This window comes from Tamlana sp. 2_MG-2023 (genome assembly GCF_030548465.1).
GTDB lineage: Bacteria > Bacteroidota > Bacteroidia > Flavobacteriales > Flavobacteriaceae > Pseudotamlana.
Genome location: NZ_JAUOSF010000002.1, coordinates 477,339 through 502,246, shown reverse-complemented (window position 1 = coordinate 502,246; position 24,908 = coordinate 477,339). Strand labels below are relative to the sequence as shown.

Here is a 24,908-nt window from a genome sequence, read left to right as displayed (position 1 = left end):
CTTAAATGTTTTATTTAGGTTTCGCTTTCGCGGAATTGGGTATAGGTTCAATTAATCTGTTAGTCACAAAAATAAGCTGTAAAACTAATTCACAACATTTACTGGTTTTTCAGAAAGATAAGCTCTTAGGTTATCAACCGTAGTTTGCATTAATCTGAATCTGGCTTCTTTTGGAGCCCAAGCAATATGAGGTGTAATGATGCAGTTTTTTGCCGATAACAACGGATTGTCTGGATCAATGGGTTCCGCCGAAGCGACATCGATGGCAGCGCTATAAACTTTATCATCATTTAATGCATTTTTCAGATCTTCTTCATTAATTAAAGGACCACGAGAAGTATTTATAAGCATCACGCCATCTTTCATTTTAGCGATGCTATCTTTGTTAATAATATGTTTGGTTTCTTCAAACAACGGACAATGTAAACTAATAATGTCAGATTGTTCAAGAAGTTCGTCTAGAGAAACGAATTTACAGGTTTCAGACTCTAATTCAGGGTATTTTGTTCTGCTGTAAGTCACGATATTTAATCCGAAAGCTTGCGCTATTTTAGCTGTGGCCTGACCAATATTACCAAAACCAATTATACCCATAGTTTTTCCGCTTAATTCGATTAAGGGATGGTTCCAAAAAGAAAAATCGGGACTTTTGCTCCAATCACCAGCTTGTACCGCTTGGTTGTGGTTACCAACATGATGGCACATTTCTAGCAATAAGGCCATTGTAAATTGTGCTACCGATATCGTGCTGTACTCTGGTACATTGGTTACTACAATATCTCGCTTTTTGGCAGCTTCAATAGCAACTACATTATAACCCGTGGCAAGTACTCCTATGTATTTTAGATTTGGCGCTTTGGCTATAACGTCTTCAGATAAAGGTGTTTTATTGGTATAAACAAATTCGGCATCTCCAATGTTTTTTAAAATAGCTTCATCTTCAAAAGGTGTACGTTCATATACTTTTAAATTCCCTAATTCTTCCAAACCTTCCCAAGTTAAATCTCCTGGATTAAGCGTATAACCATCTAAAACTACAATTTTCATAATTTACTGTATTAAAATAAAAAACCTTTAAACTAGAAAACATTGTTGTTTCCCAGTTTAAAGGTAAGAAAAATTTAAAATATCTTTTGTTTACGCGCCTAGTTTAAATACTAATCCAGCACTTAAACCTGCCAAAACAATAGTACTTTGTGTTCCAACTCCAGCTCCTCCAGTACCAACGTAAAATCCGCCGTACTCAATAGGAATAAATAAGTTACCTTGTACATTTAACCCAATCATCTCGGTTAACATGAAATTAGCACCTCCTTTAAAAAGGAATGAAAAACGTGTTGAATTATCTAAATCATAACCGATAATGGCTCTATTTTCATTTTCAGGCGTTACAAAAACCACACCTAATCCGCCACCCAAGAAAGGTTTAACAAAATCATTGCTACCAAAATAATGATTGGCACCTAAGAAAAACCAATCCATATTAAGATCTGATAATCTAGATTTATTTGGAGCATAGTCAATATCCTTTATGTTTAATTGCGTACTATGACGGTAATAGCTTAATTCACCAACAACATTTGGTCGAACTTCCATACCAACAGTAATACCAATTTGTCCACTATTTTCAACTTGTAAGTATCCGTAACCGTAATTTAATTTTGCTCCAAATTGTGTACCATAAGAGGGGGTTATTTCAAAACTTTGAGCGAAAGCAGCATGCAAAGGTACCAAAGATACAAGTAGAATAAGTAATGTAATTTTTTTCATAATGTTTGATTTAATAAGGGTTGTATAAATTAATTAATAGTTTTTTGCTTGTATAAATATAACTAAAGTTGAGAAAATGGATATAAAAAATCATAATATATCTGATAAACTGAATCTAGAGTTTAAATCATATCCATAATCCTTTAAAGTATAAAAGCTGAATAAAGTAACAATTTCCATGTCTTTATTCAGCTTATTTGGTTTATCATTAACCTTTGTGTTTACTTCTTTTTCACACCGTTAACAATGGTTTTAGCGTAGTTTTTCGCCAAATTATGACCTGTTTCAACGTTTTCTATCTTAGAGGTTACAGAAGCTACCATTTGTTTTTTTGTTTCTAAATCTAAGTTGTAAACCACAGTTTCTAAAACATAGATGTTAGCAGTTTGGGTTTGTATTTCCATAGGTTCGTAAACACCTTCAAAACTTGGCATTGGAAGTGTGTTTGAGTAAAAACCGTAGAATCCCATATCGTATAAATATGGGTAATCACCTAAAGTAGCACCAGCTTCATAGCCACCAGAAGTTGTCGTATTGGTTAATTTTTCCACACCTATAACGCGACTAAAAACAATACCATTGAAACCTGCTTTTTGAAACTTCTCTTTAAGTTGTGCTAGCTCTGCTTTTGTTAAAGTATCATTCGGATTTAATTCCGGGAATTGCTCATAACTAGAGGTCGCGTTTAAATTTTCAGCTTTAAGCTGTTTGGTAATTTGTTTTTCAAAAGATTCGCGTATGTGAGATTTTTTAGCTTTAACAATGACTAAGATGTTTTGAGATTTAATAGTTGCCACATCATTAGAGGTCCAGTGGTTTAATTCTTTTACACTTGAACAACTTGAAATTAGTACAACTAAACTTAAGGTTAATAATTTAAGTATGGATAGCTTCATTTTTTATTTATAATATTAATAATGGATTAAATGTCTTAATTATGGTTTTAAATTCTAAAAACTTAAAAAGAAAGCAAATATAAACTTTGCAAATCATTCTATAATGACCCGCATAAATTAATTCTTTAAAATTTATGAAAACAAGAGACTAACAATAGCGTATACATTAAAGTTTGCTACGAACGCGTTCATTTTACAAGTCTTCAAGCATTAAATTATAGTCGTATTGTAGATCTTCATGTAATGTGCCTATAATTTTTTTAGCAAGGTCTAACTGGCGATTGTACAAGTTTTGTAATTGAGCACTTCTTGATATAGATGGTCTAAATGCTTTGAGTTGCTCACAAAAATAGAGTAGGAGCTCTACTTCGGTTTCTTTATTTCCCGAATAGCGTATAAATTTCTTAACGTTGCGAAGTATCTTTCTAACACTTTTTCTAATGTAAAAAATACTATTACGATTTATAGCTTCAAACTCTTCGTTTATATAACTTTTTACACTTGCGATATAATCATCTTCATGATGTGATTCGAAAAGTAAATAGGTGAGTAGCTCTTTGTTTTCCTTTTTAAAACGTGATAAACGTAAGCAGAGTTCTTCTAGTTCTTCCGAAGTCAGGCTTTTTAGTTCTTTTCTAATTTCTCTTACCGAAACGGCTTTCATAAGTGTGTTTTTACAAATCCAATTGTAAAAGTACGTAGTTAAAAGTGAAAATGGGAAAGTTTAGTCGCAGTTTTCAGTCACAGCCACAGTCGCTCAGCTATGCTATTAAAAGTGAATAGTTAAAAATGAAAAATTAATAATTAAAAATATTAGAAGTTAGATACTAAATATTAAAAGTTACCTCACGATTACACGATTAAACAAATAAACAATTTGCAGTAATACAGTTTAAACTTTAACGTGAACCCAATAATCAATAGTAAATAAAAAATAATCAATCTTCAGCTTAGCGCAACTTAGGAAATTTAGCAGGATTTGTTTCGTGCATTACCGCATAAATGGCTTCGTAAATATCTTCTGAAGATGGTTTAGAGAAATAATCACCATCGTTACCATATGCTGGTCTGTGTGCCTTTGCGGTAAGTGTTTTTGGTGCACTGTCTAAATACTGAAAAGCATTCTGACGGTTTAAAATTTCATCTAAAATAAATGCTGAAGCACCTCCTGGTACGTCTTCATCAATAATCATAACACGATTGGTTTTAGCAATACTTTTTACAATGTCATGATTTAAATCAAACGGAATTAAAGATTGTACATCAATAATTTCAGCGTCAATGCCTACTGCTAGTAATTCCTTTGAAACTTCCTGAACTATTCGTAAAGTAGAGCCGTAAGACACTAAAGTAATATCGGTACCTTCTTTTAAGGTTTCAACAACACCAATTGGAGTTTTAATTGAGCTTAAATTATTAGGCATTTTTTCTTTAAGACGGTAACCGTTTAAACACTCCACTACAATTGCAGGATCATCACCCAAAAGTAGGGTATTGTAAAAACCTGCAGCTTTGGTCATATTTCTAGGCACTAATAAATTAACACCTTTAATAAGATTTAAAATACCGCCCATTTGAGAACCAGAATGCCAAATGCCTTCTAAACGATGCCCACGAGTTCTTATAATTAACGGTGCTTTTTGCTTTCCTTTTGTTCTATAATGTGTGGTAGCTAAATCGTCACTAATAATTTGTAATGCATACAAGATATAGTCTAAATATTGAATCTCGGCAATAGGTCTTAATCCACGTAAGGCCATACCAATACCTTGCCCTAAAATGGTGGCTTCACGTATTCCTGTATCAGCCACACGAAGTTCACCGTACTTAGCTTGTAAACCTTCTAAACCTTGATTTACATCACCAATATTTCCAGTGTCTTCACCAAAAATTAAAGATTCAGGATAGTTTTCAAAAATGGCATCAAAATTATCACGTAAAATAATACGAGCATCTACCATTTCAGCACCATCATCAAAGGCAGGTTTTACTTCGTTTATACGCGTATTTGATCCTTGTGTTTGAGAATATAAATGTGAACTAAAACGTGGTTGTGTGTTTTGAAAAAGGGTATCAATCCAAACTTGAAGTTTACGTTTTTCTTCAAAAGTTTCAGAAACTAAATACCTCAATACACGCCTAGCATTTGAGAGTAAATCTTTTCGTGTTGGCTCGTCAATATGCGTTAAGGTTTCAATGATTTTAGATATAAAAACACCATTAACACTTTGTTTTGCAATCGGTTTTAATAAAGCGATTAATTCCTGTTGTTCTCTTGAAATAGGTCTTAAAAAAGTGTTCCATGCATTCTTTTTAGCTTCACGCACATCACGTTTCGCTGCACGTTCAATTTCAATTAAGCTTTCGTTCGTGGCAATACCACTTTCTATAACCCAAGCTCTAAATTTTACATTACAATCATTGTCTGATTCCCACTCTAAACGATCGGCATTTTTATAACGTTCATGCGAGCCTGAAGTAGAGTGGCCTTGGGGCTGTGTTAACTCGGTAACATGAATTAATACAGGAACATGTTCCTCTCTTGCTATTTTACTCGCTTCTTGGTAGGTTTCCATCAAATTGGCATAATCCCAGCCTTTAACACGTAAAATTTCAAAACCTTTATTATCATTATCACGTTGAAATCCTTTTAAAATTTCAGAGATATTTTCTTTAGTCGTTTGGTGTCTAGCGTGTACCGAAATACCATACTCATCATCCCAAATACTAATTACCATAGGTACTTGAAGTACACCTGCAGCATTTATGGTTTCAAAAAACAAGCCTTCACTTGTACTTGCGTTTCCAATAGTTCCCCAAGCGACTTCATTACCAGCATTAGAAAAATTAGTGGCGTTAATGCCTTTTACATTTCTAAATATTTTTGAAGCTTGTGCTAAACCCAATAAACGAGGCATTTGCCCTGCGGTTGGTGAAATATCGGCACTAGAATTATATTGTTCTTTTAAGTTTTTCCAACTTCCGTTTTCATTTAAACTATGTGTTACAAAATGACCACCCATTTGGCGTCCGGCAGACATAGGTTCTAATTCTAAATTGGTGTTGGCGTATAATCCTGAAAAAAATTGTTCTGGAGTAAGTGCTCCAATGGCCATCATAAAGGTTTGGTCTCTGTAATATCCAGAACGCCAATCGCCTTTTTGAAAAGCTTTAGCCATAGCTAATTGCGGTACTTCTTTACCGTCACCGAAAATCCCGAATTTGGCCTTACCTGTTAAAACTTCACGTCTACCAAGTAGGCTACATTCCCGGCTTATTACGGCCGTTCTATAATCATTTAGTACTTCAGTTTTAAAATCTTCGAATGATAGATTATTATTCAAATCGGATAAGGTTTGCATAGAAGCCATGAATTTTTCAGTTGCGGCAAAAGTAGTTAATTTTTAGCTTTTTTGCAATTTTATAATAGCTTAAGTTGTTGTGAATAATTTAATAGAGATCACTTTTGTGATGTTTTTATTAGAATTAATTGATAAAAAACATCTTTTTACTGATAATGTTTTAATATTTGAGAATTAAAACCAGCGTCTTCTGAATAATCCGAGTAACGATTGGGGGTCTATGGTAAATATAAACCTAATATGCTCAGCGTAATTAGGTTGAGAGACTTCCCATCCTAAATTAGAGTAGATTGGAAAATATAATTCGAAATAATCTGTGACTAAATTTACACGTACACCTGTGCCGTAAACAAACTTAGGATCTTCATATCTATTTTTAACCAAACCAACATCTCCATAAAGTAAAATATAACGCCATAATGTAGTACTTGCGTTTAACGTTGTAATCCATTGATTGGCAAAAGCAGGTTCTAATTTAGATTTAAATCCACCTTCAGCAGGAATGTATTGCTGACTAAATATCCCAGTAGTTTCAGACCTTCCCAGATAATTATAATCAAATAAATAATCGGTTGGGCGGTTTAAAGCAAAGCTGAAGTAATCTGAAGTAGGGTCGTTGTCATTCCGTAAAAACGTTCCGGCAAAGGCCCTAACGTTAATCTGACGGTTGTTTTCGAATAAATGTCGGTATTCATAATTTAAGGACACCTTACTAAATTCTTTACTAAACTGAAGATCGACATACCACTTATAAAAGTTAATTAGGTTATCGTTTGAATAGACAAAACGGGTATTAAAAAGGGAGTAATTAGGCTCGTCACTTGTTACGAGGTTTCGCTCATCTTCATCTCTATGAATATCAATAAACCTCGTATATAATGCGCCTCTTTTATTAGAGCGAAAGTCTTCGTTGTCTCTGTAAAGCAAAGAGAAAGATGGCGTTAATCGTCTAACGAACAAATCTTCTGCATAAGATTTGTACGATCCTGAAAAACCATAATTAAGGTAGAATAAATTACGATCTTGAATATTATGCGTTTTTGAAACCGTAAGCGAGCCTGTTACGGCATTGGAGCCGAAGGAATATTGTGGCGCTATTTTGTAGTAAAACATACGTCGTAATATGGTTTTGTTGTATGCTTTTAATCCTAAATTAATACCATCATAAATATTATTAAATTCTAAAATAGGCATGATAAATACCTGACTATAATTAGGGTCTTCAAGATCTTTAAATAGTCGTACTTGTAAAGGTTTATTGTTTGAAAAAGCGCCTTTTAATGATTTCCAGTTGTCCCTTAAGTTGAATTCTGGAATGGAGTTTTCATAATTTAAAACTAATTTATCACCTTCATTCCTTGGTATAGTAATGGTTTTGTACTCGGGAATGTCTTCAACCCATTGCTTAGCCACAACACTGTCGTTTTTAAGGGTGTATAATGACACAGGCATGTTATTTTTACCCTTATTTTTAATGGTTAAAGTTATGGAATCTTCCGTTTTACTAACTTTTTTAATTTTATAGTCAATAACTTTTCGAGTCGCTAAATAATCACTAAAAAACCAATCGATGTTTTTATCTGTTTGTGACTTTAAATAATTTTCAAATTCGGTAATCGAGGTGTTTTTTAACTTAGATTCTTTCACAAAAGACTCGATGCTACTTTCAACCATGGTGTGGTCTGTAAAGTCATCTAAATATTGTAATCCAACACCTGCTTTGTACTTGTTGGCTATATTTTTATTATACTTTAAAAGCGAGTCCTTGGCCATAGTTAGTGGTTGATCTCTATTGGTTCTAGCCATAATCATATAGGCTAGAATGTATTTGTCGTTATACATCATGTCTGATGCATGAAAGGGTCTTGCTGCCCAGAAATCGGAAATTGAACCAAGAAACTTCATGTCAGGATAGTACTTATCTACATACTGCATCATGTAGTAAATTTGTATACCATCAATTAACCACTGCTCTTTTCTAGGGTTAAGTAATAAAGTATTTTCTAAATAATTGTAAAGGGCAATTTTTAGGATTTTTAGTTCATATTCAAAACTTAAAGGGTGTGTTTTTATGAATTTTGGTAAGAAATTTAATCCGTAAATGGGATCTTTATCATAATCAATTTGAGTTAGTAAAAGGCGCTCATGTGGGTATTCACCAAAGTTTTCAGTTATAAATTTAGCAATACGTTCAGTGATTATTACTTGATCTATAATCTCAACACCTTTACCATCAATATTCGAAATGATTGATAAATCATCAGCTTGTATGGTGTCAAAATCGGAGTCCTTTTGAAGAAATAATTTGTTAGAGTTTCGGTGTTTTCCTTTTAATGCAATTATTTCATTTTCAGATGTTTTTGTTAGTTTGTCTAAATTTAAATCTGAAGTTAAATCGTAGGTGTTTGGATATTCAATTTCTAATGTAACATCCGCTTTAGGGATGAATAGGTCGTCTAAGTTTTTGTTGCTATAATATTGCCATTGGCCATCATAAACCGTTGGTGTAATGTACCAATACCTAAGGCTGATATTACCATAGTCATTAATACCATAACGGGTGAAACTTGCATGTGGGATTTTAACAATATAATCGAGCTCCAATTCATAAGATGCGTTAGGCTTTAAAGCTTCTTTTAAATAAACTTTAATAACGTCTTGCTGGTCTTTTAGTATTTCATACTCTAAAAGCTGCCCATTCTGTTTGATATAATTAATATCTGAAAAACCACGATCTTCATCTTTAACGAGTTGAAATTCGTCTTTATATTCTTCTGCCAAACGTTGAGCTAAAGGTGTGTTTTTTGAGGAGTAACTGTTGTTCCAATCGTTTAAATAAATAAGATCTAATTCATTATTTGTATTATTATGATAAATAATAGTTTGAGATATTTTTATCTGTTTGTTTTCCACGTCAAAAACTGCTTTTAAGTCAATTTTATTTTGACTAAAACCTAGCAGGCTAATGAAAAAGAAAAGAAAACAATTGTAAAAACGTAGTCTCAACGATTAATGATTTAGGTTAATGGATTATGATTGAAATACTTAAAGATTTTAGGCTTTAGAAATTCGGACTTAAATCTGAGCTCTTATAGAATTCATCAAGAATATCAATGACTTCATCTTCCGTGTCTACCAAATGAATAAGATCTAAATCTTTGGCACTAATTGTAGCATCGGTTTCTAATAGTGTATTTTTAATCCACTCAAATAAACCTGCCCAAAACGCTCTTCCGACAAGGATTATAGGGAATTTTCCAATTTTATGGGTTTGTATCAATGTTATGGCTTCAAAAAGTTCATCTAATGTTCCAAAACCTCCAGGCATCACTACGAAACCTTGTGAATATTTTACAAACATCACTTTACGAACAAAAAAGTAATCGAAATCTAAATTTTTATCAGCATCAATATAAGGATTGTCATGTTGCTCAAAAGGCAATTCGATATTAAGTCCTACGGAAGTTCCGCCAGCTAAATGCGCTCCTTTATTTCCAGCTTCCATGATACCGGGACCACCACCTGTGATGACACCATAACCACCTTCAACAATTTTTTTAGCCACATTTTCGGCTAATTTGTAATATTTATGATCGGGTTTTGTTCTTGCGGAGCCAAAAATAGATACACAAGGACCAATTTTGCTCATTTTTTCAAAACCACTAACAAATTCACCCATAATTTTAAAAATGGCCCAAGAATCGTTTGTTTTAATTTCATTCCAGCCTTTTGGGTGTTTTTCTGCTCTCATATTGTTTTTATATTTTTAATATTTTTTACTTGTGAGCCTGAAACCAGTTCATGGTAACAAGTATTACTGGACTAATGTAATTCTTTTTTTAAAAATTTAGCGGTATGACTTTTTTTATGTTTAGCAACTTCTTCGGGTGTGCCTTCCACAATTACTTTTCCGCCGCCTTTTCCGCCTTCGTAACCAATATCAATTATATGGTCAACGGTTTTAATAACATCTAAGTTGTGTTCAATAATTAATACGGTATTACCTTTGTCGGCTAATTTGTTTAAAACAATCATGAGCACGCGAATATCTTCAAAGTGCAAGCCTGTAGTGGGTTCATCTAAAATATAAAAAGTGTTACCTGTATCTCGTTTTGAAAGCTCAGAAGCTAACTTAATACGCTGCGCTTCACCACCAGAAAGTGTTGTACTTTGTTGCCCTAGCGTGATATAGCCTAAACCAACATCTTTTATTGTTTTTAGTTTTTTATGAATTTTAGGAATGTGCTCAAAGAAGTCTACTGCTTCATTCATGGTCATATTCAAAACATCACTAATGCTTTTTCCTTTGTATCGAATTTCTAAAGTTTCACGGTTAAAACGTTTGCCTTGGCAAGTTTCACATTCCACATAAACATCTGGAAGGAAATTCATTTCAATAACACGTAAACCACCACCTTGGCAGGTTTCACAGCGTCCGCCTTTCACGTTAAAACTAAAACGTCCTGCTTTATAACCACGAATCATGGCCTCTGGAATTTTAGCGAACAAGGCTCTTATTTCACTAAAAGTGCCTGTGTATGTGGCAGGATTACTTCTAGGAGTTCTACCAATGGGCGATTGATTAATATCAATAACCTTATCGATATGTTCTAAACCTTTAATGCTTTTATAAGGCATTGGTTTTTTTACGCCATTAAAGTAATACGCGTTCAAAATAGGGTAGAGGGTTTCGTTAATTAAAGTAGATTTTCCACTTCCTGAAACACCGGTAACGCCTATCATTTTTCCTAACGGAAATTTTACTGAAACGTTTTTTAAGTTATTTCCTGTACAGCCTTTCAACTCAATAAAGTTTCCATTGCCTTCACGGTGTGTTTTAGGAATTTCAATTTCTTTATTACCGTTTAAATAATCTGCTGTAAGCGTATTATGTGTTAATAATTCCTCTGGAGTTCCAATACTTATAATTTCACCACCGTGTTTTCCTGCTTTAGGACCAATATCAATAACATAATCGGCACGCTCAATCATGTCTTTATCGTGTTCAACAACAATAACAGAGTTTCCTATATCTCGTAAAGCTACCAAGGAATTTATTAATTTTTCGTTGTCACGCTGATGCAATCCAATACTTGGTTCATCAAGAATATACAGCACACCAACCAATTGTGAACCAATTTGAGTGGCTAATCGAATACGTTGCGCTTCTCCACCAGATAAGGATTTTGAGCTTCTATTGAGTGATAAATAATCTAAACCAACATCTAATAAAAACTGTAATCTGGATTTAATTTCTTTTATAACTTCTTCAGCAATTTTTAATTGTTTTTCTGAAAGATGCTTGTCTAAATCACTGAACCATTTTGCTAATTCAACGATATCGGTATTGGCGAGTTCAGCAATATTTTTATCGTTTATTTTGAAATAAAGTGATTCTTTTTTCAATCGAGAACCTTCACAAACAGGACAAGTAACTTTATCCATGAAATCTTTAGCCCAACGTTTTAATGAGGTCGATTCTGCCGTGTTGTATTGGTTTTCAATGAAATTAGAAACGCCCTCAAAATCGATTTTATAATCGCGAGTAACACCTAAGGTTTTACTTTCAATAGAGAATTTTTCATTGCCACCGTAAAGAATCATGTTTTTGGCTGCTTCAGGAATGTCTTTATACGCATCTGTTAAGCTGAAATTAAATCGCTGTGCAATCGTCTCAAACTGCTTGAAAATCCAGCTGTTTTTTTCTGGACCATGTGGTGCTAATGCGCCAGCTTTTATAGAAATAGTATCGTCTGGAACAATTTTATCTTTATTAACTTGATACAAGTTTCCGATGCCATTGCAATTATCACAAGCGCCTTTTGGGGAATTGAATGAAAAGTTATTCGGCTCTGGATTTGGATATGAAATACCAGAACTCGGGCACATTAAATTCCGACTAAAATAACGGGCTTCTTGAGTGTCTTGATCGATAACCATAAGCACATCTTCACCATGATACATGGCGGTGTTTATGGTTTCAGAAAGGCGTTTATCATTATCTACCGAATCGTCAATAACCAAACGGTCTATAACAATTTCTATATCGTGGTTTTTGTAACGATCCAATTTCAAGCCTTTGGTGATATCGCGAATTTCACCATCGGTTCGAACTTTTACAAAACCTTGTTTTCCAATTTGCTCAAATAATTCGCGGTAATGTCCTTTTCTGGAACGTACCACAGGCGCCAAAACATTAATGCGTTTTCCTTTAAAATCGCTAGAAATAAGGTCTTTAATTTGCTCATCGCTATAGCTCACCATTTTATCGCCGGTATTGAAGCTATAGGCATCACTGGCTCGTGCAAAAAGCAAACGCATAAAGTCGTAAATCTCTGTTATAGTTCCTACGGTTGAGCGTGGCGATTTACTAGTGGTTTTTTGTTCTATAGCAATAACAGGGGAGAGACCGTCAATTTTATCAACATCAGGACGTTCTAATCCGCCTAAAAACTGACGTGCATAAGCCGAAAAAGTTTCAATATATCGGCGCTGACCTTCAGCATAAATGGTGTCAAAGGCTAAAGAAGATTTTCCACTACCTGATAAACCTGTGATCACAACAAGTTTTTCTCGCGGAATGGAAACATCTATATTTTTAAGATTGTGTACCCTAGCGCCCTTAACTTCAATAAATTCGTTGAATTGACTCATAAATTTGCAAAAGTGCAAAGGTACAATTTTAGTTGTTAAAATCTTGTGAAGTTTTATGCGCTTCCGCGGAAGCGTTATTGAATTTAAGCATAGAATTTCTTCTGAATTTTTATATAATTATTTCTGAAGGAAGTATATTTATGAAGTTAAATTTAGAACACTAAAACACAATCATAACATATGAAAATACTAGGAATAGGATCACGAATAAATCATCCAGAATTTGGAAAAGGTGTCGTTACAAACGTAACATCGGAATATTACTGGGTCACTTTTATTGAAAACGGATTGGAAACCATTGCTATTGATAGCACTTTTGAAGTTATTGAAGCAGCAGATGGCGATGTGGATACTATAAGCTTTTCGGAAGTGGAAAGTCGTTTGGTACGTATCTTGAAAAAATGGAGTGATGTTAGTGAAATTGTACCAATTGCCGATAAATACAAGGGTGGAAAGTTAATTCTTGAACCTGCCGATGGTAATTTAAAGGCTTATGAGCTGCCAATTGATAAATTTTTTAATAAAATTATAATGGTGAGAGATCGCTTGCGTGTTATGGAGCAGCGTATTAATGCGAGTGATTTAGATGAGCAAAACAAGGTTGATTTACAGCAATATATTACTAGAATTTATGGGAGTTTAACCAGTTTTAACGTATTGTTTAAATCTGATAACCATAAGTTTGTCGGGCAGCGTGGAAAATAGGTGTCATAAAAAAAGGATTACCTTATTTTTAGTAAGGTAATCCTTTGAAAGTTTTTATGGAATATAATGAGGACTAATTCTTATAATGTGAAAACTTTTTAATTATTTATTTTATTACAGATAACTCACCAGCGTTTAGAGCTTTGTTGTAATCTGCATCTACTGAATTTAAAAATCCGAAAAACTTTTTACCATTTTTACTTTCTAAAGTAACTTTAGTTTCACCATTCGCGTTAGTTTCAACATTTTTTACAAGAACTACATGTCCGTCAACACTATTGTAGTTTGCAATTCCACCACGTTTTACAATAAAATTTAGCCTTGGAAAATCTACATGATTAAATTTATCTGCATTTTGTTTGTTAATTACTAACTCGTCACCAACTTTTACTTCGTTCTGAGTTGTAGGGTTTGTATTATTTGCAAAAGCAACTCCAAAAGCTAAAAAAAATAAGAAAGAAAGATTTTTCATAATATCGTGTTTTAAAGGTTTATTTATTAATTCTGGATTAAAATTAATGAAGTAAAACATAGTAGAAAAGCCTCTTTAGAAGGCCTTAACAAAAGTTAAAAAACTGCATTAAAATGTTAACCCATATTAATTTTGGGGTACAGTGAATCTCTATGATGCGTTTGTGGTTATGAGCTATGAAATTAGGATGGGGTCAGGGCAAAATTTCAACCATACCCATTTACTAGGGTATTAAAATATAGGGTTGATATATAAGAGCGAAATGTTGTAGTTTTAACTAACTTTAACACTTGTCGCATCCGTTGAAATACACAGGTTTTAATTTTGGTAAGAGAGGTGTTAATTGTACCCTTTAATATCGGTGATTTCCAAACCTAGAAACATCAACTTGTGAAACTCTGGAAGTTGAGCGCCTGTTTCGGTAGTGGTCCAATGTTCCCAAGAAGCTTCCAAGCCATCAATGGGTAATAAGGTCGTCCACATTTTAAAGGATTTCGGTTTGTAATTGTTGTCTAACAACCATAAATAAGAATCGCCAGGCGTTGAACCACCAGAAGTATAAGTAACTAAAAGGGCTTCTTTATTATTTGTTTTAACTAATCGGCGTTCAACACCTTTATCAAATACTTTATACGGTGCTACCAGCCAAAAAGAATCGTTATTAAAGTATTTTATGGCTGTTTCAATAAGATCTGGCGCTAATTCACCTGTATGTATGAAGTTTTGAATATAAACCTTTGTGTTGTCGTTATTATTTAAATCTAAAACGACGCGATAGGATTTCCAAAATACTTCGCAAATGTTTGTGCTTTTATCCCATTTATAATGGTGACGTTTTTTAAAAGTCCATTCAATATAAGTTGTGTTTTTATAGGCTTGGTAATTCAAGGCATCTAACATTTTATATGCCAGTTGATCTGCGGCTTCACCTTGAACTCCTGTGGGTAAATCTTCATTGTATTTAAAGTATACAAAACCAAAAAAAAGCAAACTAGGCAGTGTAAAAAAGATAATGACTCCGGCTATAATTTTGACTATTTTCTTAGATTTTTTAGGCATAGATTAAGGGATGGTACGCGTTAGAGATACTTCTAAATTATAAAATATCAGGCTCTTAAAAAAAGAAAACAAAAGAAAACCGACAAGCTGCAATAGCCTTTACAAATAATCCGTTGAAACTAGTAGTCTGTCGAAATCTGTAAATTTTCAACCTCAATTAGTCCTGTAAATAGAAAACTTTTAGTAATAAAGCGCATGGAGCTCAGTTAGTTTTTCTGCTGAAGTGTCAATGAGTTCATCAAAAAAGTTCGAAAACTCTGTTTCAAACTCTTCATAAAATTCTTGAAGCTCATGCACGGCTTCATTCATACTAGAACGGTTTTTAGTACGTCGGTTCATACCATCTAAAACACGTGAAATCCCTTCAATAGAAGCATAACTCAATAACCAATTATCGGCAAGCATATACGGTAATAGTTTTTGAATGTTTAATGGTAACAAATCGTAATGAGCTTCCAGTGAATTGTAAAAAGTTTCCGTGTAAATTTCCAATGGAATATCTGAATATTTACTCCAGTTTTTAGCCAAAAAATGATCATATAATATATCGACTATAATACCTGAGTAATGCCCGTATTTATGATGAAGCCTTTTAGTGCTCAATCGTACCGTTTTATGAGCATCTGTAAACGTATCAATATGTCTGTGCAAGAGAATCCCAATCTGGATATCTTTAGGGAATTTTAGATACTTTTTTCCTTTAATACCATCGGCAATAAAGTTTCCAATAGTAACCAGTTCGTAGTCACCAGAAAGATAGATGTGGGCTAAATAATTCATTTGTGAAATTTACGAATTCCCTTTTTAGTATTCCGACTTTGAAATGCTATATTTGTTCATCAATTTTTTAAAAATAACTATGACACTTATAAAATCAATTTCAGGAATTAGAGGAACTATTGGTGGTTTGGTTGGAGAAAACTTAACTCCAATTGACGCTGTAAAATTTGCTTCAGCTTACGGTACATGGCTGAAACAGCAAAGAAACAAGGAAAAACACAAGGTTGTAGTAGGCCGTGATGCTCGTATTTCTGGAAAAATGATTCAGAATTTAGTTATGAACACGCTCGTTGGGTTAGGAATTGATGTGGTTGATGTAGGGCTTTCAACAACACCTACTGTTGAAGTCGCTGTGCCTATGGAACATGCTGATGGCGGCATTATTTTAACTGCTAGTCACAATCCAAAACAATGGAATGCATTAAAACTTTTAAATGCGAAAGGGGAATTTTTAGATGCTGTAGAAGGTGCAAAAATTTTAGATATTGCTGAAAGTGACAAAATGAGCTTTACCGATGTTGATCGTTTAGGGAAAATAACAAAGAATAAAGCCTATATCGACTTACATATTATTGAAGTGCTAGATTTAGATTTAGTAACGGTTGGAGCCATTGAAGAGCAGAGCTTTAAAGTGGTTGTTGATGGTGTGAATTCTACAGGCGGCATCGCTATTCCTTTATTATTAGAGCGTTTAGGTGTTGAAGTAGTAAAGCTATACTGTGAGCCTAATGGGGAATTTCCACATAACCCAGAGCCTTTAAAAGAGCATTTAACCGATTTGTCGGATGCCGTTAAGAAGCACAATGCCGATTTCGGAATTGTAGTGGACCCAGATGTAGATCGTTTAGCTTTTATGGATGAAAACGGTGAGATGTTTGGTGAAGAATATACTTTGGTAGCTTGCGCTGATTATGTTTTAAGTAGAACACCTGGAAATACAGTTAGTAACATGAGTTCTACAAGAGCACTTAGAGATGTGACCGAAAAGCATGGTGGAATGTATGAAGCTAGTGCAGTAGGCGAGGTGAACGTAGTGAATTTAATGAAAAAAAATAAGGTTGTTATCGGTGGTGAAGGTAACGGAGGTATCATCTATCCAGATTCACACTATGGTCGTGATGCCCTTGTTGGTGTCGCTTTATTTTTAAGTTTGTTAGCCGATAAAGAAATGACCGTTAGTGAGCTAAGAAAAACATACCCAAGTTATTTTATGGGTAAGAAAAAAATTGAATTAACTCCAGGTTTAGACGTTGACGGCATTTTGAAGGAAATAGAATCGCGTTATAAAAACGAACAATTAACTACTATTGATGGGGTTAAAATTGATTTTGCTGAAAGCTGGGCACATTTAAGAAAAAGTAATACTGAACCAATCATTAGAATTTATACTGAAGCTAAATCTCAAGAAGAAGCTGATCATTTAGGTGATAAATTTATTGCTGAATTGGGTGAGATTGCAAAGACTTTGTAGCTAGGAGCGTAAAGCTTCTTTAAGAAGCGGCTTCGATTGGAGACAAGTATATTTGTTGTTTTAAATAGCATAAAAAAGGGATGAAATTTAATAATTTCATCCCTTTTTAGTTTTCCTTATTCCGCTTTTTTATTCCGATGCTTCCAGCGTTTGTGAGTCCAAAAATAAAATTCTGGAGCTTCATAAATTTGTTTTTCAACTTCTCGAAGAAACATATCGGTTAATTCGTAATCAGGAGATTCTTTTGGATTTTCTGAAAGCATCATAATTTCAGCTTCATAATGCCCACGTTTCACTTTGGTAATTTTCAAATAGGCTATGGCTAAATCTAATTTCTTGGCTAAACGTTCGGCGCCAGTAAAACAAGGAACTTCAATCCCCATAAACTCATTCCAATACACTTCTTTAGATAGTCGTGGAGATTGGTCGCTTAAAAATGCAATAACACTTTTCACCCCATTTCTTTCACTCTGAGTAATAGCACCAACAGTTTCTCTAGTGCTAATTAAAGAGGTATTGAATTTTGAACGGATATCACGAACCATTTTATCAAAATATTTATTGGCTAACTTTTTATAAACAGCAAAACCAGGAAAATCAGTCAAGTTTTGAAGCTGTGAAGACCATTCCCAACTCGCATAGTGTCCATACATTAATAAGACACTTTTATTCACTTCTTCAAATCTATTTATAGCTTCTGGATTCTTTAAAACAAATCGTTTTTCTAAGGACGCTTTAGAAATAGACATGGTTTTTGCCATTTCAAGAAACATATCGCACAAATGCTTGTAGAATTTTTTCCTAATGGCTAAAATTTCATCCTCAGGTTTGTCTGGGAAAACAAGTTTTAAGTTTTCGGTCACTACCTTTTTTCGATAACCAATAATATGATAGAGTAATATGTAAACACCATCGGAAATTAAGTATAATAATCTAAAAGGTAGAATGGAAATTAACCACAAAATCGGATAAACAATAATATAAGCTAGAAAATGCATTAATTAATTTTAGATTTGTAACCGCAAATATATGTTAAATACACTTTAATCTTTAAATCCTTTATGGACAATTTAAATCCAGTAACCATTATCATTATAGCAGCCAATGTCATTATATCTTATAAAGGTTTTGGGGACTTTAGTTTTTTTGAAAAATATAAATTTAATATCGGTGCTATTCAGCGTGGTGAAAAGATTAGAATGTTTAGTTCAGGATTTCTACATGCCGATACGCAGCATTTACTTTTCAACATGTTATCGCTTTACTTTTTTGCAGATGTCGTTATAAACCTGCTAAACCCGCTGCAGTTTATTATTATATATGTGGGAAGTTTACTTTTAGGTAATTTATTGTCCTATTATTTTCATAAAAATGAATACCAATACAGTGCTGTTGGCGCAAGTGGAGCAGTTTCAGGAATTATTTATTCGGCCATATTACTTCAGCCAGGAATGAAATTAATGTTTTTCTTTATTCCAATAGCGATACCTGCTTACCTTTTCGGAATAGGGTATTTATTGTATTCTATTTACGGGATGAAAAATAAAATTGGTAATATTGGTCATGATGCCCATTTTGGTGGTGCTGTTGGCGGTTATTTAATCACTTTGTTTTTAGCCCCATGGTTATTTCAAACTAATATTTTAATGATTGGTTTACTGGCGCTTCCTATTGTTTTATTGTTTGTATTAAAGAAAATGGGGAAGATTTAGCTAAATAATTAATAGTGAATAATGAAAAGTGAAAAATTAAAAATGGTCAACGCTATTTAGGGAATTTAGTCTGTCGGGTTGAGCGCAGTCGAAACCTAATTTTTAATCTGTGCAAATCAGTGAAATCCGTGTCCAAAAAACGCTGTGAGTCTCTGCGTAATCTCAGCGTCTCTCTGTGTAATCACCCCGCAAGAGTAAGCAACCATCAACTAATAACTATAAACAACCAACTAAATTGATTTCTCGCAAAGATGTAAAACGCATAATATTCGTGATAATTAGTGTAATTCGTGTCTAAAAACCTCTGTGAGTCTCTGTGAAATCTCAGTGTAGCTCTGTGTAATCACCCCGCAAGAGTAAGCAACCAAAAACTATAAAGCTATTTTAAAAGTATGGCATAAGTATTGAATTTATAGTAATATTGGATATCGATATCTCTATTAATACTGTTGATTTCCAAGTAAATAAGCTTTTAAGTTTAAAATTAAAAAAATGATCAATTCTGTTTTAATGACAGATTGACCTAATTATATATATGAAGAAATCTAATTTTATGACCCTTGACAGTTTGTCATTACAGGAATTTGATGAAAACTCAGAATTGATACCATTAATGACACCTGAAGATGAAGAAGCGATCAACAACGAAGAGTTGCCAGAAACTTTACCTATACTTTCTTTAAGAAATACAGTTTTGTTTCCAGGTGTCGTGATTCCTATTACCGCTGGAAGAGATAAATCTATAAAGCTAATTAACGATGCCAACAAAGGCGGAAAAGTGATTGGTGTAGTGGCTCAAAAGGATGAATCGGTTGAAGATCCTTCAGCTAAAGAAATCCATGAAACAGGTACAGTCGCCAAAATTTTACGTGTTTTAAAAATGCCTGACGGTAACGTTACCGTTATTATTCAAGGTAAAAAGCGCTTTAAAGTTGCAGAAGTTCTTACGGAAGAACCATACATGACGGCTACCATTAGAGATCTTGCTGAAGCGAAGCCTGCTTTAAAAAACAAGGAGTTTTCAGCGATTATAGATTCTATTAAAGATTTAGCTTTAGAAATCATCAAGGAGAATCCTAATATTCCTAGTGAGGCTTCTTTTGCCATAAAAAACATTGAAAGCAATTCGTTTTTGGTGAATTTTGTGTCTTCAAACATGAACCTTTCAGTTGCAGAAAAACAAGAGCTTTTAGAGATTAACGATCTTAAAGCGCGTGCTTTAGCGACGCTGAAATACATGAATGTTGAGTTTCAGAAATTAGAACTTAAGAATGATATTCAGTCTAAGGTTCAAATGGACATGAGTCAGCAGCAGCGTGAATATTTCTTGCATCAGCAGATGAAAACCATTCAAGAAGAATTGGGTGGCGTAAGTCATGATGAGGAAATTGAAGAGATGAAGGCTAAGGCTAAAAACAAGCAATGGGACGAAAAAGTGGCAAAGCATTTTGAAAAGGAAATTGCTAAAATGCAACGTATGAATCCGCAAGTTGCCGAATACTCTATTCAGCGTAACTACCTAGAACTGTTTTTAGATTTACCTTGGAATGAATTTTCTAAAGATAAATTCGATTTAAAACGTGCTATGAAAGTTTTAAATCGTGACCATTTTGGTTTAGAAGATGTAAAACGTAGAATTATTGAATATTTAGCGGTTTTAAAGTTACGTAACGATATGAAATCACCGATTTTATGTCTTTATGGACCTCCAGGTGTTGGTAAAACATCTTTAGGCAAATCTATTGCTGAAGCTTTAGGGCGTGAATATGTTAGAATTTCATTAGGTGGTTTACGTGATGAAGCTGAGATTCGCGGACATAGAAAAACATACATTGGCGCCATGCCAGGACGTATTATTCAGAGTTTAAAGAAAGCAGGGACATCAAATCCAGTATTTGTTTTAGATGAAATAGATAAATTGTCAAATTCTCATCAAGGTGATCCTTCTTCAGCGATGCTAGAAGTTTTAGATCCTGAGCAAAACAGTGAATTTTACGACAATTTCTTGGAAATGGGTTACGATTTATCTAAAGTGATGTTTATTGCAACATCAAATAGCTTGTCTACCATTCAGCCAGCCTTATTAGACCGTATGGAGATCATTAATGTTACTGGATACACCATTGAAGAAAAGGTTGAAATCGCTAAACGTCATTTACTTCCGAAGCAATTAAAAGAACACGGTTTAACAGATAAGCATTTAAAAATTGGTAAACCTCAATTAGAAAAAATTGTTGAAGGTTACACTAGAGAATCTGGTGTTCGTGGTTTAGAAAAACAAGTGGCTAAAATGGTGCGTTTTGCAGCTAAAAACATAGCCATGGAAGAGGAGTACAATATTAAAGTTACAAATGAAGATATTATTGAAGTACTTGGCGGACCAAAAATGGAGCGCGATAAGTATGAAAATAATAATGTGGCTGGTGTAGTTACAGGGTTAGCTTGGACACGTGTTGGTGGTGATATTTTATTCATTGAGTCTATTCTATCTAAAGGTAAAGGTTCGATGACCATTACTGGTAACTTAGGTAAAGTAATGAAAGAATCGGCTACCATTGCGATGGAATACATTAAATCTAACGCCGACAGTTTTGGTATTGATGCTTCTATTTTCGATAAATATAATGTACACATACACGTTCCAGAAGGTGCGACGCCAAAAGATGGGCCAAGTGCAGGTGTTACGATGTTAACATCCTTAGTGTCATTATTCACACAAAAGAAAGTGAAGAATAATTTAGCCATGACTGGAGAAATTACACTTCGTGGAAAAGTGCTTCCTGTAGGCGGTATAAAAGAAAAGATTTTAGCAGCAAAACGTGCGAGAATCAAGGAAATTCTACTTTGCGAGGAAAACAGACGTGATATTGAAGAAATCAAACAAGAATACTTAAAAGGTTTAACTTTTCATTATGTATCAGATATGAGTGACGTTATCGATATAGCAGTTACCAATCAAAAAGTAAAAAACGCAAAGAAATTATAAGTATTTAATTTCATAACAAATTTAAACCTCGGTCTACGTCGAGGTTTTTTTATGATTTAAAATAAAAAATACATGCTGTCGTTTTAAGATAGATTTACTTACTTTGTGTCGTAAATATGCTGAAAAAAATTAACCTCTTTTTTTGTTTATTAATTGGTGCTTTCGCAACTGCTCAAGTTGGAGGAGAGAGCACATACCAATTTTTGAACTTAGTTTCTTCCCCACGACAAGCAGCCTTAGGAGGTAAAGTGCTTACTAATGTAGATTACGATGTTACACAAGCTTTATTTAATCCGGCAACCATTAACGTGGAAATGGATAATCAGTTGGCTGTGAATTACACCAGTTATTTAGGAGGAATTAGTTACGGAACGGCAGCTTACGCGTATACTTACGATAGACATGTGCAAACATTTCATGCTGGTGTGAACTATATTAATTATGGTTCTTTTGATGGTTACGACGAAGATGGTAATGCTACAGGAGAATTTTCAGGTAGTGAAGCCTCTCTTTCCTTGGGTTATGCATTACAATTAGGATATTCAGACTTTTACTTCGGAACTAATGCTAAGTTTATTTCATCTAAATTAGAACAGTATAATTCATTTGGGGTGGCGGTAGATTTAGGTTTAATCTATATTAACGAGCGTTTAGACTTGAATGCAGCTTTAGTTGTTAGGAATATAGGTACTCAAATTACAACCTATGCCGATATTCATGAGAAATTACCGTTTGAAGTGGCCTTAGGGGTATCTCAAAAACTAGATAATGTGCCAATACGTTGGCATGTTACTTTAGAAAACTTACAAGAATGGCCTATAGCAAGACCAAATCCAGCACGAACTAGTAGTGATTTAGAAGGTAACCAAACTGAAGAAAGCATTGGTTTTTTAGGGCAAGTGATTAGACACACTATTGTTGGAGCCGAATTCTTTCCGGATAAAGGCTTTAATGTACGTTTAGGTTATAATTTCAGAAGGGGAGAGGATTTAAGAATTGTAGATCAGCGTAACTTTTCTGGAATTTCAGCAGGACTTTCTATTAAAATGAATAAAATGCGCTTTAGCTATACGTATGCCAAATATACTAGTGCTGCCAATGCCAACTTCTTCGGATTACAGATTGCTTTGTAATGATTGAAGTTTTTAAAATTCCGATGCTGTGAGGAATCTATTTTTTAATAACGGTTTTTAGATTTTCAATAAATTAAAAAAAACTTTCCTGCTTCTGCCTCTTTACCTAATTTTGCAGCCTAATTAATTACAATGAAAAAAATCACCATTGCCATCGATGGGTTTTCGTCAACAGGAAAAAGTACGGTCGCTAAACAATTAGCAAAACATTTGGGTTACGTGTATGTAGATACTGGTGCGATGTATCGTGCTGTAGCCTATTATGCCATGCAAAAAGGTTTAATAAATGAGAGGGATTTTAAAGTAGAAGAATTGATTTCTCAATTATCAAATATCGATATCGCATTTAAATTTAACGAGGCTTTGGGTTTTGCTGAAGTGTATTTAAACGGTGTTAATATTGAAAAAGAAATTAGAACACTTGAAGTTTCAAACTTTGTGAGTACAGTGGCTTCAGTTTCACAGGTTCGTAAAAAACTGGTGGAGCAACAGCAGAAACTTGGCGAAAACAAAGGTGTTGTTATGGATGGTCGTGATATTGGAACCGTTGTTTTTCCTAACGCCGAACTGAAATTATTTATGACCGCTTCCGCGGAAAAAAGAGCGCAAAGACGTTATGATGAACTGGTTGAAAAAGGAGATGCTGTTGATTATGAAGCCGTCCTAAAAAACGTTCAAGACCGCGATCACCTAGATACCACACGTGATGATTCTCCTCTAGTTATGGCCGATGATGCTATCGAGTTTGATAATTCAGATTTATCTCGTGAGGAACAGTTTGAGAAAATTTTGGGATTGGTAGGTGATAAGTTGTAGTTATTACACTGAGGTTCGCAGAGAAACACAGAGTCGCACAGAGAAAAAATTGAATTTCCATATATAAAGTGACAATTTTCAACTATTCACTTTTAATTGCATAACGATTTATACGTTTATTTGTTGAATCGTGTAATAGTAAGTGAACTTTTAATATTTAATATACTTAAACCGTTTTCAATTTAAACGATTCCACCTTTCGTCAGGAACGACAACTTCCGTCTTCCGTCTCCTGTCTTCGGTCTCCCGTCAAATTTTTCACTTTTAATTTTTCACTATTCACTTTTAATTAAAAGTTAGTTTGTCGAATTGAAATACTGAACTCCTGAGACTAAATTTTAACCTCTACGAGATAACAAAAAAAAGACGAACCAATTAAGATTCGTCTTTTATAATTTAATAGGAGGGATTAACCTATATATTTGGAATGATAAGCTCTTGCCCTGGGTGAATTAAATCAGGGTTTTTAAGAATATCAGAGTTAGCTTTAAAGATATCTTGATACTTTGAAGCGTTATCATAATATTGTTTAGCAATTTTACCTAAAGTTTCACCACTTTTAACGGTATGTCTGTGGTAAACAGTCGTATCAGCAACGGTAATATTAGCTTTAATGTCTGCTGGATTTTCACCACCAATTTCTTTAATTTTATCCCATAAAATATTTTTCTCATATTGGGTTTTGGCTTGACCTTTTACTTTTAAAACGCCGTCAGCTTCTGCAACTTCTCCATTTTTAATTTCTAATTTTTCGCCTAAATCTAGTACGGGTTGATATTTTTCTTTTGATGTCATAATTAATTAATATAAGGGTTATTGTTATTTTTCAACCTTAACAAGATAAGAAAATATTCAGATAAAAAGAATAACAATTTTACTGAAATTGTATTGAGCAGGTTCTTAAAGAATTAGAAAAGTGGATCATCAAGATTGATAACTTATGTTATTCTAATTTTTCAAAGAAGATTAAACTACTTTCCTTTTAGTTCTAATTAACTGGAATTACGCTATATTTTGACGGTAACTGTTTTCTTTCAAACAGATTATGAATCAACTCAATTTCAGTTAGTTAAAATTATTTTATCATTTCTA

Annotated in this window: 19 protein-coding genes; 6 read left to right on the top strand and 13 right to left on the bottom strand. The window is 33.8% G+C overall.

Annotated features, from left to right (window positions below):
- Positions 1 to 84: 84 nt before the first annotated feature.
- From Q4566_RS05260 to uvrA, 8 genes are all read right to left on the bottom strand, one after another.
- The gene (locus tag Q4566_RS05260; RefSeq protein ID WP_303419193.1) at positions 85 to 1,047 is read right to left on the bottom strand and encodes a D-2-hydroxyacid dehydrogenase; all 963 of its coding nucleotides are present in this window, start codon (positions 1,045 to 1,047) and stop codon (positions 85 to 87) included.
- Between the two features lie 90 nt (positions 1,048 to 1,137).
- Positions 1,138 to 1,770, bottom strand: coding sequence for an outer membrane beta-barrel protein (locus Q4566_RS05255; RefSeq protein WP_303419191.1), 633 nt, complete (start codon positions 1,768 to 1,770; stop codon positions 1,138 to 1,140).
- Between the two features lie 221 nt (positions 1,771 to 1,991).
- Positions 1,992 to 2,666: a hypothetical protein gene (locus Q4566_RS05250; protein WP_303419189.1), complete on the bottom strand. Its 675-nt coding sequence runs from the start codon at positions 2,664 to 2,666 to the stop codon at positions 1,992 to 1,994.
- Between the two features lie 193 nt (positions 2,667 to 2,859).
- Positions 2,860 to 3,330, bottom strand: coding sequence for a hypothetical protein (locus Q4566_RS05245; protein WP_303419186.1), 471 nt, complete (start codon positions 3,328 to 3,330; stop codon positions 2,860 to 2,862).
- A gap of 286 nt (positions 3,331 to 3,616) precedes the next feature.
- Positions 3,617 to 6,028, bottom strand: a complete 2,412-nt coding sequence (locus Q4566_RS05240) for a thiamine pyrophosphate-dependent enzyme (RefSeq protein WP_303419184.1) — start codon at positions 6,026 to 6,028, stop codon at positions 3,617 to 3,619.
- A gap of 174 nt (positions 6,029 to 6,202) precedes the next feature.
- Positions 6,203 to 8,941, bottom strand: a complete 2,739-nt coding sequence (locus tag Q4566_RS05235) for a metalloprotease (RefSeq protein ID WP_303419181.1) — start codon at positions 8,939 to 8,941, stop codon at positions 6,203 to 6,205.
- A 148-nt stretch (positions 8,942 to 9,089) separates the two neighbouring features.
- A complete protein-coding gene (locus tag Q4566_RS05230; protein ID WP_303419178.1) occupies positions 9,090 to 9,779 on the bottom strand; it encodes a TIGR00730 family Rossman fold protein in 690 nt (229 codons plus the stop codon).
- 71 nt (positions 9,780 to 9,850) lie between these two features.
- Positions 9,851 to 12,682 carry an excinuclease ABC subunit UvrA gene (gene uvrA, locus Q4566_RS05225; protein ID WP_303419175.1) on the bottom strand — a complete coding sequence of 944 codons (2,832 nt, stop codon included), beginning with the start codon at positions 12,680 to 12,682 and terminating at the stop codon, positions 9,851 to 9,853.
- Between the two features lie 180 nt (positions 12,683 to 12,862).
- Here uvrA and Q4566_RS05220 point away from each other — a divergent pair, with 180 nt between their 5' ends.
- Positions 12,863 to 13,387: a hypothetical protein gene (locus tag Q4566_RS05220; RefSeq protein ID WP_303419173.1), complete on the top strand. Its 525-nt coding sequence runs from the start codon at positions 12,863 to 12,865 to the stop codon at positions 13,385 to 13,387.
- 106 nt (positions 13,388 to 13,493) lie between these two features.
- Here the strand turns inward: Q4566_RS05220 and Q4566_RS05215 are convergent, their stop codons facing one another.
- From Q4566_RS05215 to Q4566_RS05205, 3 genes are all read right to left on the bottom strand, one after another.
- On the bottom strand, positions 13,494 to 13,859 hold the full coding sequence (locus tag Q4566_RS05215) for a hypothetical protein (protein WP_303419170.1): 366 nt from the start codon (positions 13,857 to 13,859) through the stop codon (positions 13,494 to 13,496).
- Positions 13,860 to 14,198: 339 nt separating this feature from the next.
- The gene (locus Q4566_RS05210) at positions 14,199 to 14,918 is read right to left on the bottom strand and encodes a hypothetical protein (RefSeq protein WP_303419168.1); all 720 of its coding nucleotides are present in this window, start codon (positions 14,916 to 14,918) and stop codon (positions 14,199 to 14,201) included.
- Positions 14,919 to 15,098: 180 nt separating this feature from the next.
- Entirely contained in the window at positions 15,099 to 15,698 is a 600-nt protein-coding gene (locus Q4566_RS05205) for an ACP phosphodiesterase (RefSeq protein ID WP_303419166.1), read from the bottom strand.
- A gap of 79 nt (positions 15,699 to 15,777) precedes the next feature.
- On the opposite strand from Q4566_RS05205, the gene glmM reads away from it, so the two are divergent.
- Positions 15,778 to 17,169 (top strand): phosphoglucosamine mutase, encoded by a 1,392-nt coding sequence (gene glmM / locus Q4566_RS05200; protein ID WP_303419164.1) that lies wholly within the window; start codon positions 15,778 to 15,780, stop codon positions 17,167 to 17,169.
- 116 nt (positions 17,170 to 17,285) lie between these two features.
- Here glmM and Q4566_RS05195 read toward each other — a convergent pair whose 3' ends face one another.
- Positions 17,286 to 18,167, bottom strand: coding sequence for a lysophospholipid acyltransferase family protein (locus Q4566_RS05195; RefSeq protein WP_303419162.1), 882 nt, complete (start codon positions 18,165 to 18,167; stop codon positions 17,286 to 17,288).
- Between the two features lie 63 nt (positions 18,168 to 18,230).
- Here Q4566_RS05195 and Q4566_RS05190 point away from each other — a divergent pair, with 63 nt between their 5' ends.
- The 4 genes from Q4566_RS05190 (at position 18,231) to cmk (ending at position 23,816) form a co-directional block, all read left to right on the top strand.
- On the top strand, positions 18,231 to 18,881 hold the full coding sequence (locus tag Q4566_RS05190) for a rhomboid family intramembrane serine protease (RefSeq protein WP_303419160.1): 651 nt from the start codon (positions 18,231 to 18,233) through the stop codon (positions 18,879 to 18,881).
- 535 nt (positions 18,882 to 19,416) lie between these two features.
- Positions 19,417 to 21,867, top strand: coding sequence for an endopeptidase La (gene lon / locus Q4566_RS05185; protein ID WP_303419157.1), 2,451 nt, complete (start codon positions 19,417 to 19,419; stop codon positions 21,865 to 21,867).
- A 116-nt stretch (positions 21,868 to 21,983) separates the two neighbouring features.
- Entirely contained in the window at positions 21,984 to 23,000 is a 1,017-nt protein-coding gene (gene porQ, locus Q4566_RS05180; RefSeq protein WP_303419155.1) for a type IX secretion system protein PorQ, read from the top strand.
- Between the two features lie 132 nt (positions 23,001 to 23,132).
- Positions 23,133 to 23,816: a (d)CMP kinase gene (gene cmk, locus Q4566_RS05175; RefSeq protein ID WP_303419152.1), complete on the top strand. Its 684-nt coding sequence runs from the start codon at positions 23,133 to 23,135 to the stop codon at positions 23,814 to 23,816.
- Positions 23,817 to 24,230: 414 nt separating this feature from the next.
- Here the strand turns inward: cmk and Q4566_RS05170 are convergent, their stop codons facing one another.
- Positions 24,231 to 24,611 (bottom strand): LysM peptidoglycan-binding domain-containing protein, encoded by a 381-nt coding sequence (locus Q4566_RS05170; RefSeq protein WP_303419149.1) that lies wholly within the window; start codon positions 24,609 to 24,611, stop codon positions 24,231 to 24,233.
- Between the last annotated feature and the right edge of the window lie 297 nt (positions 24,612 to 24,908).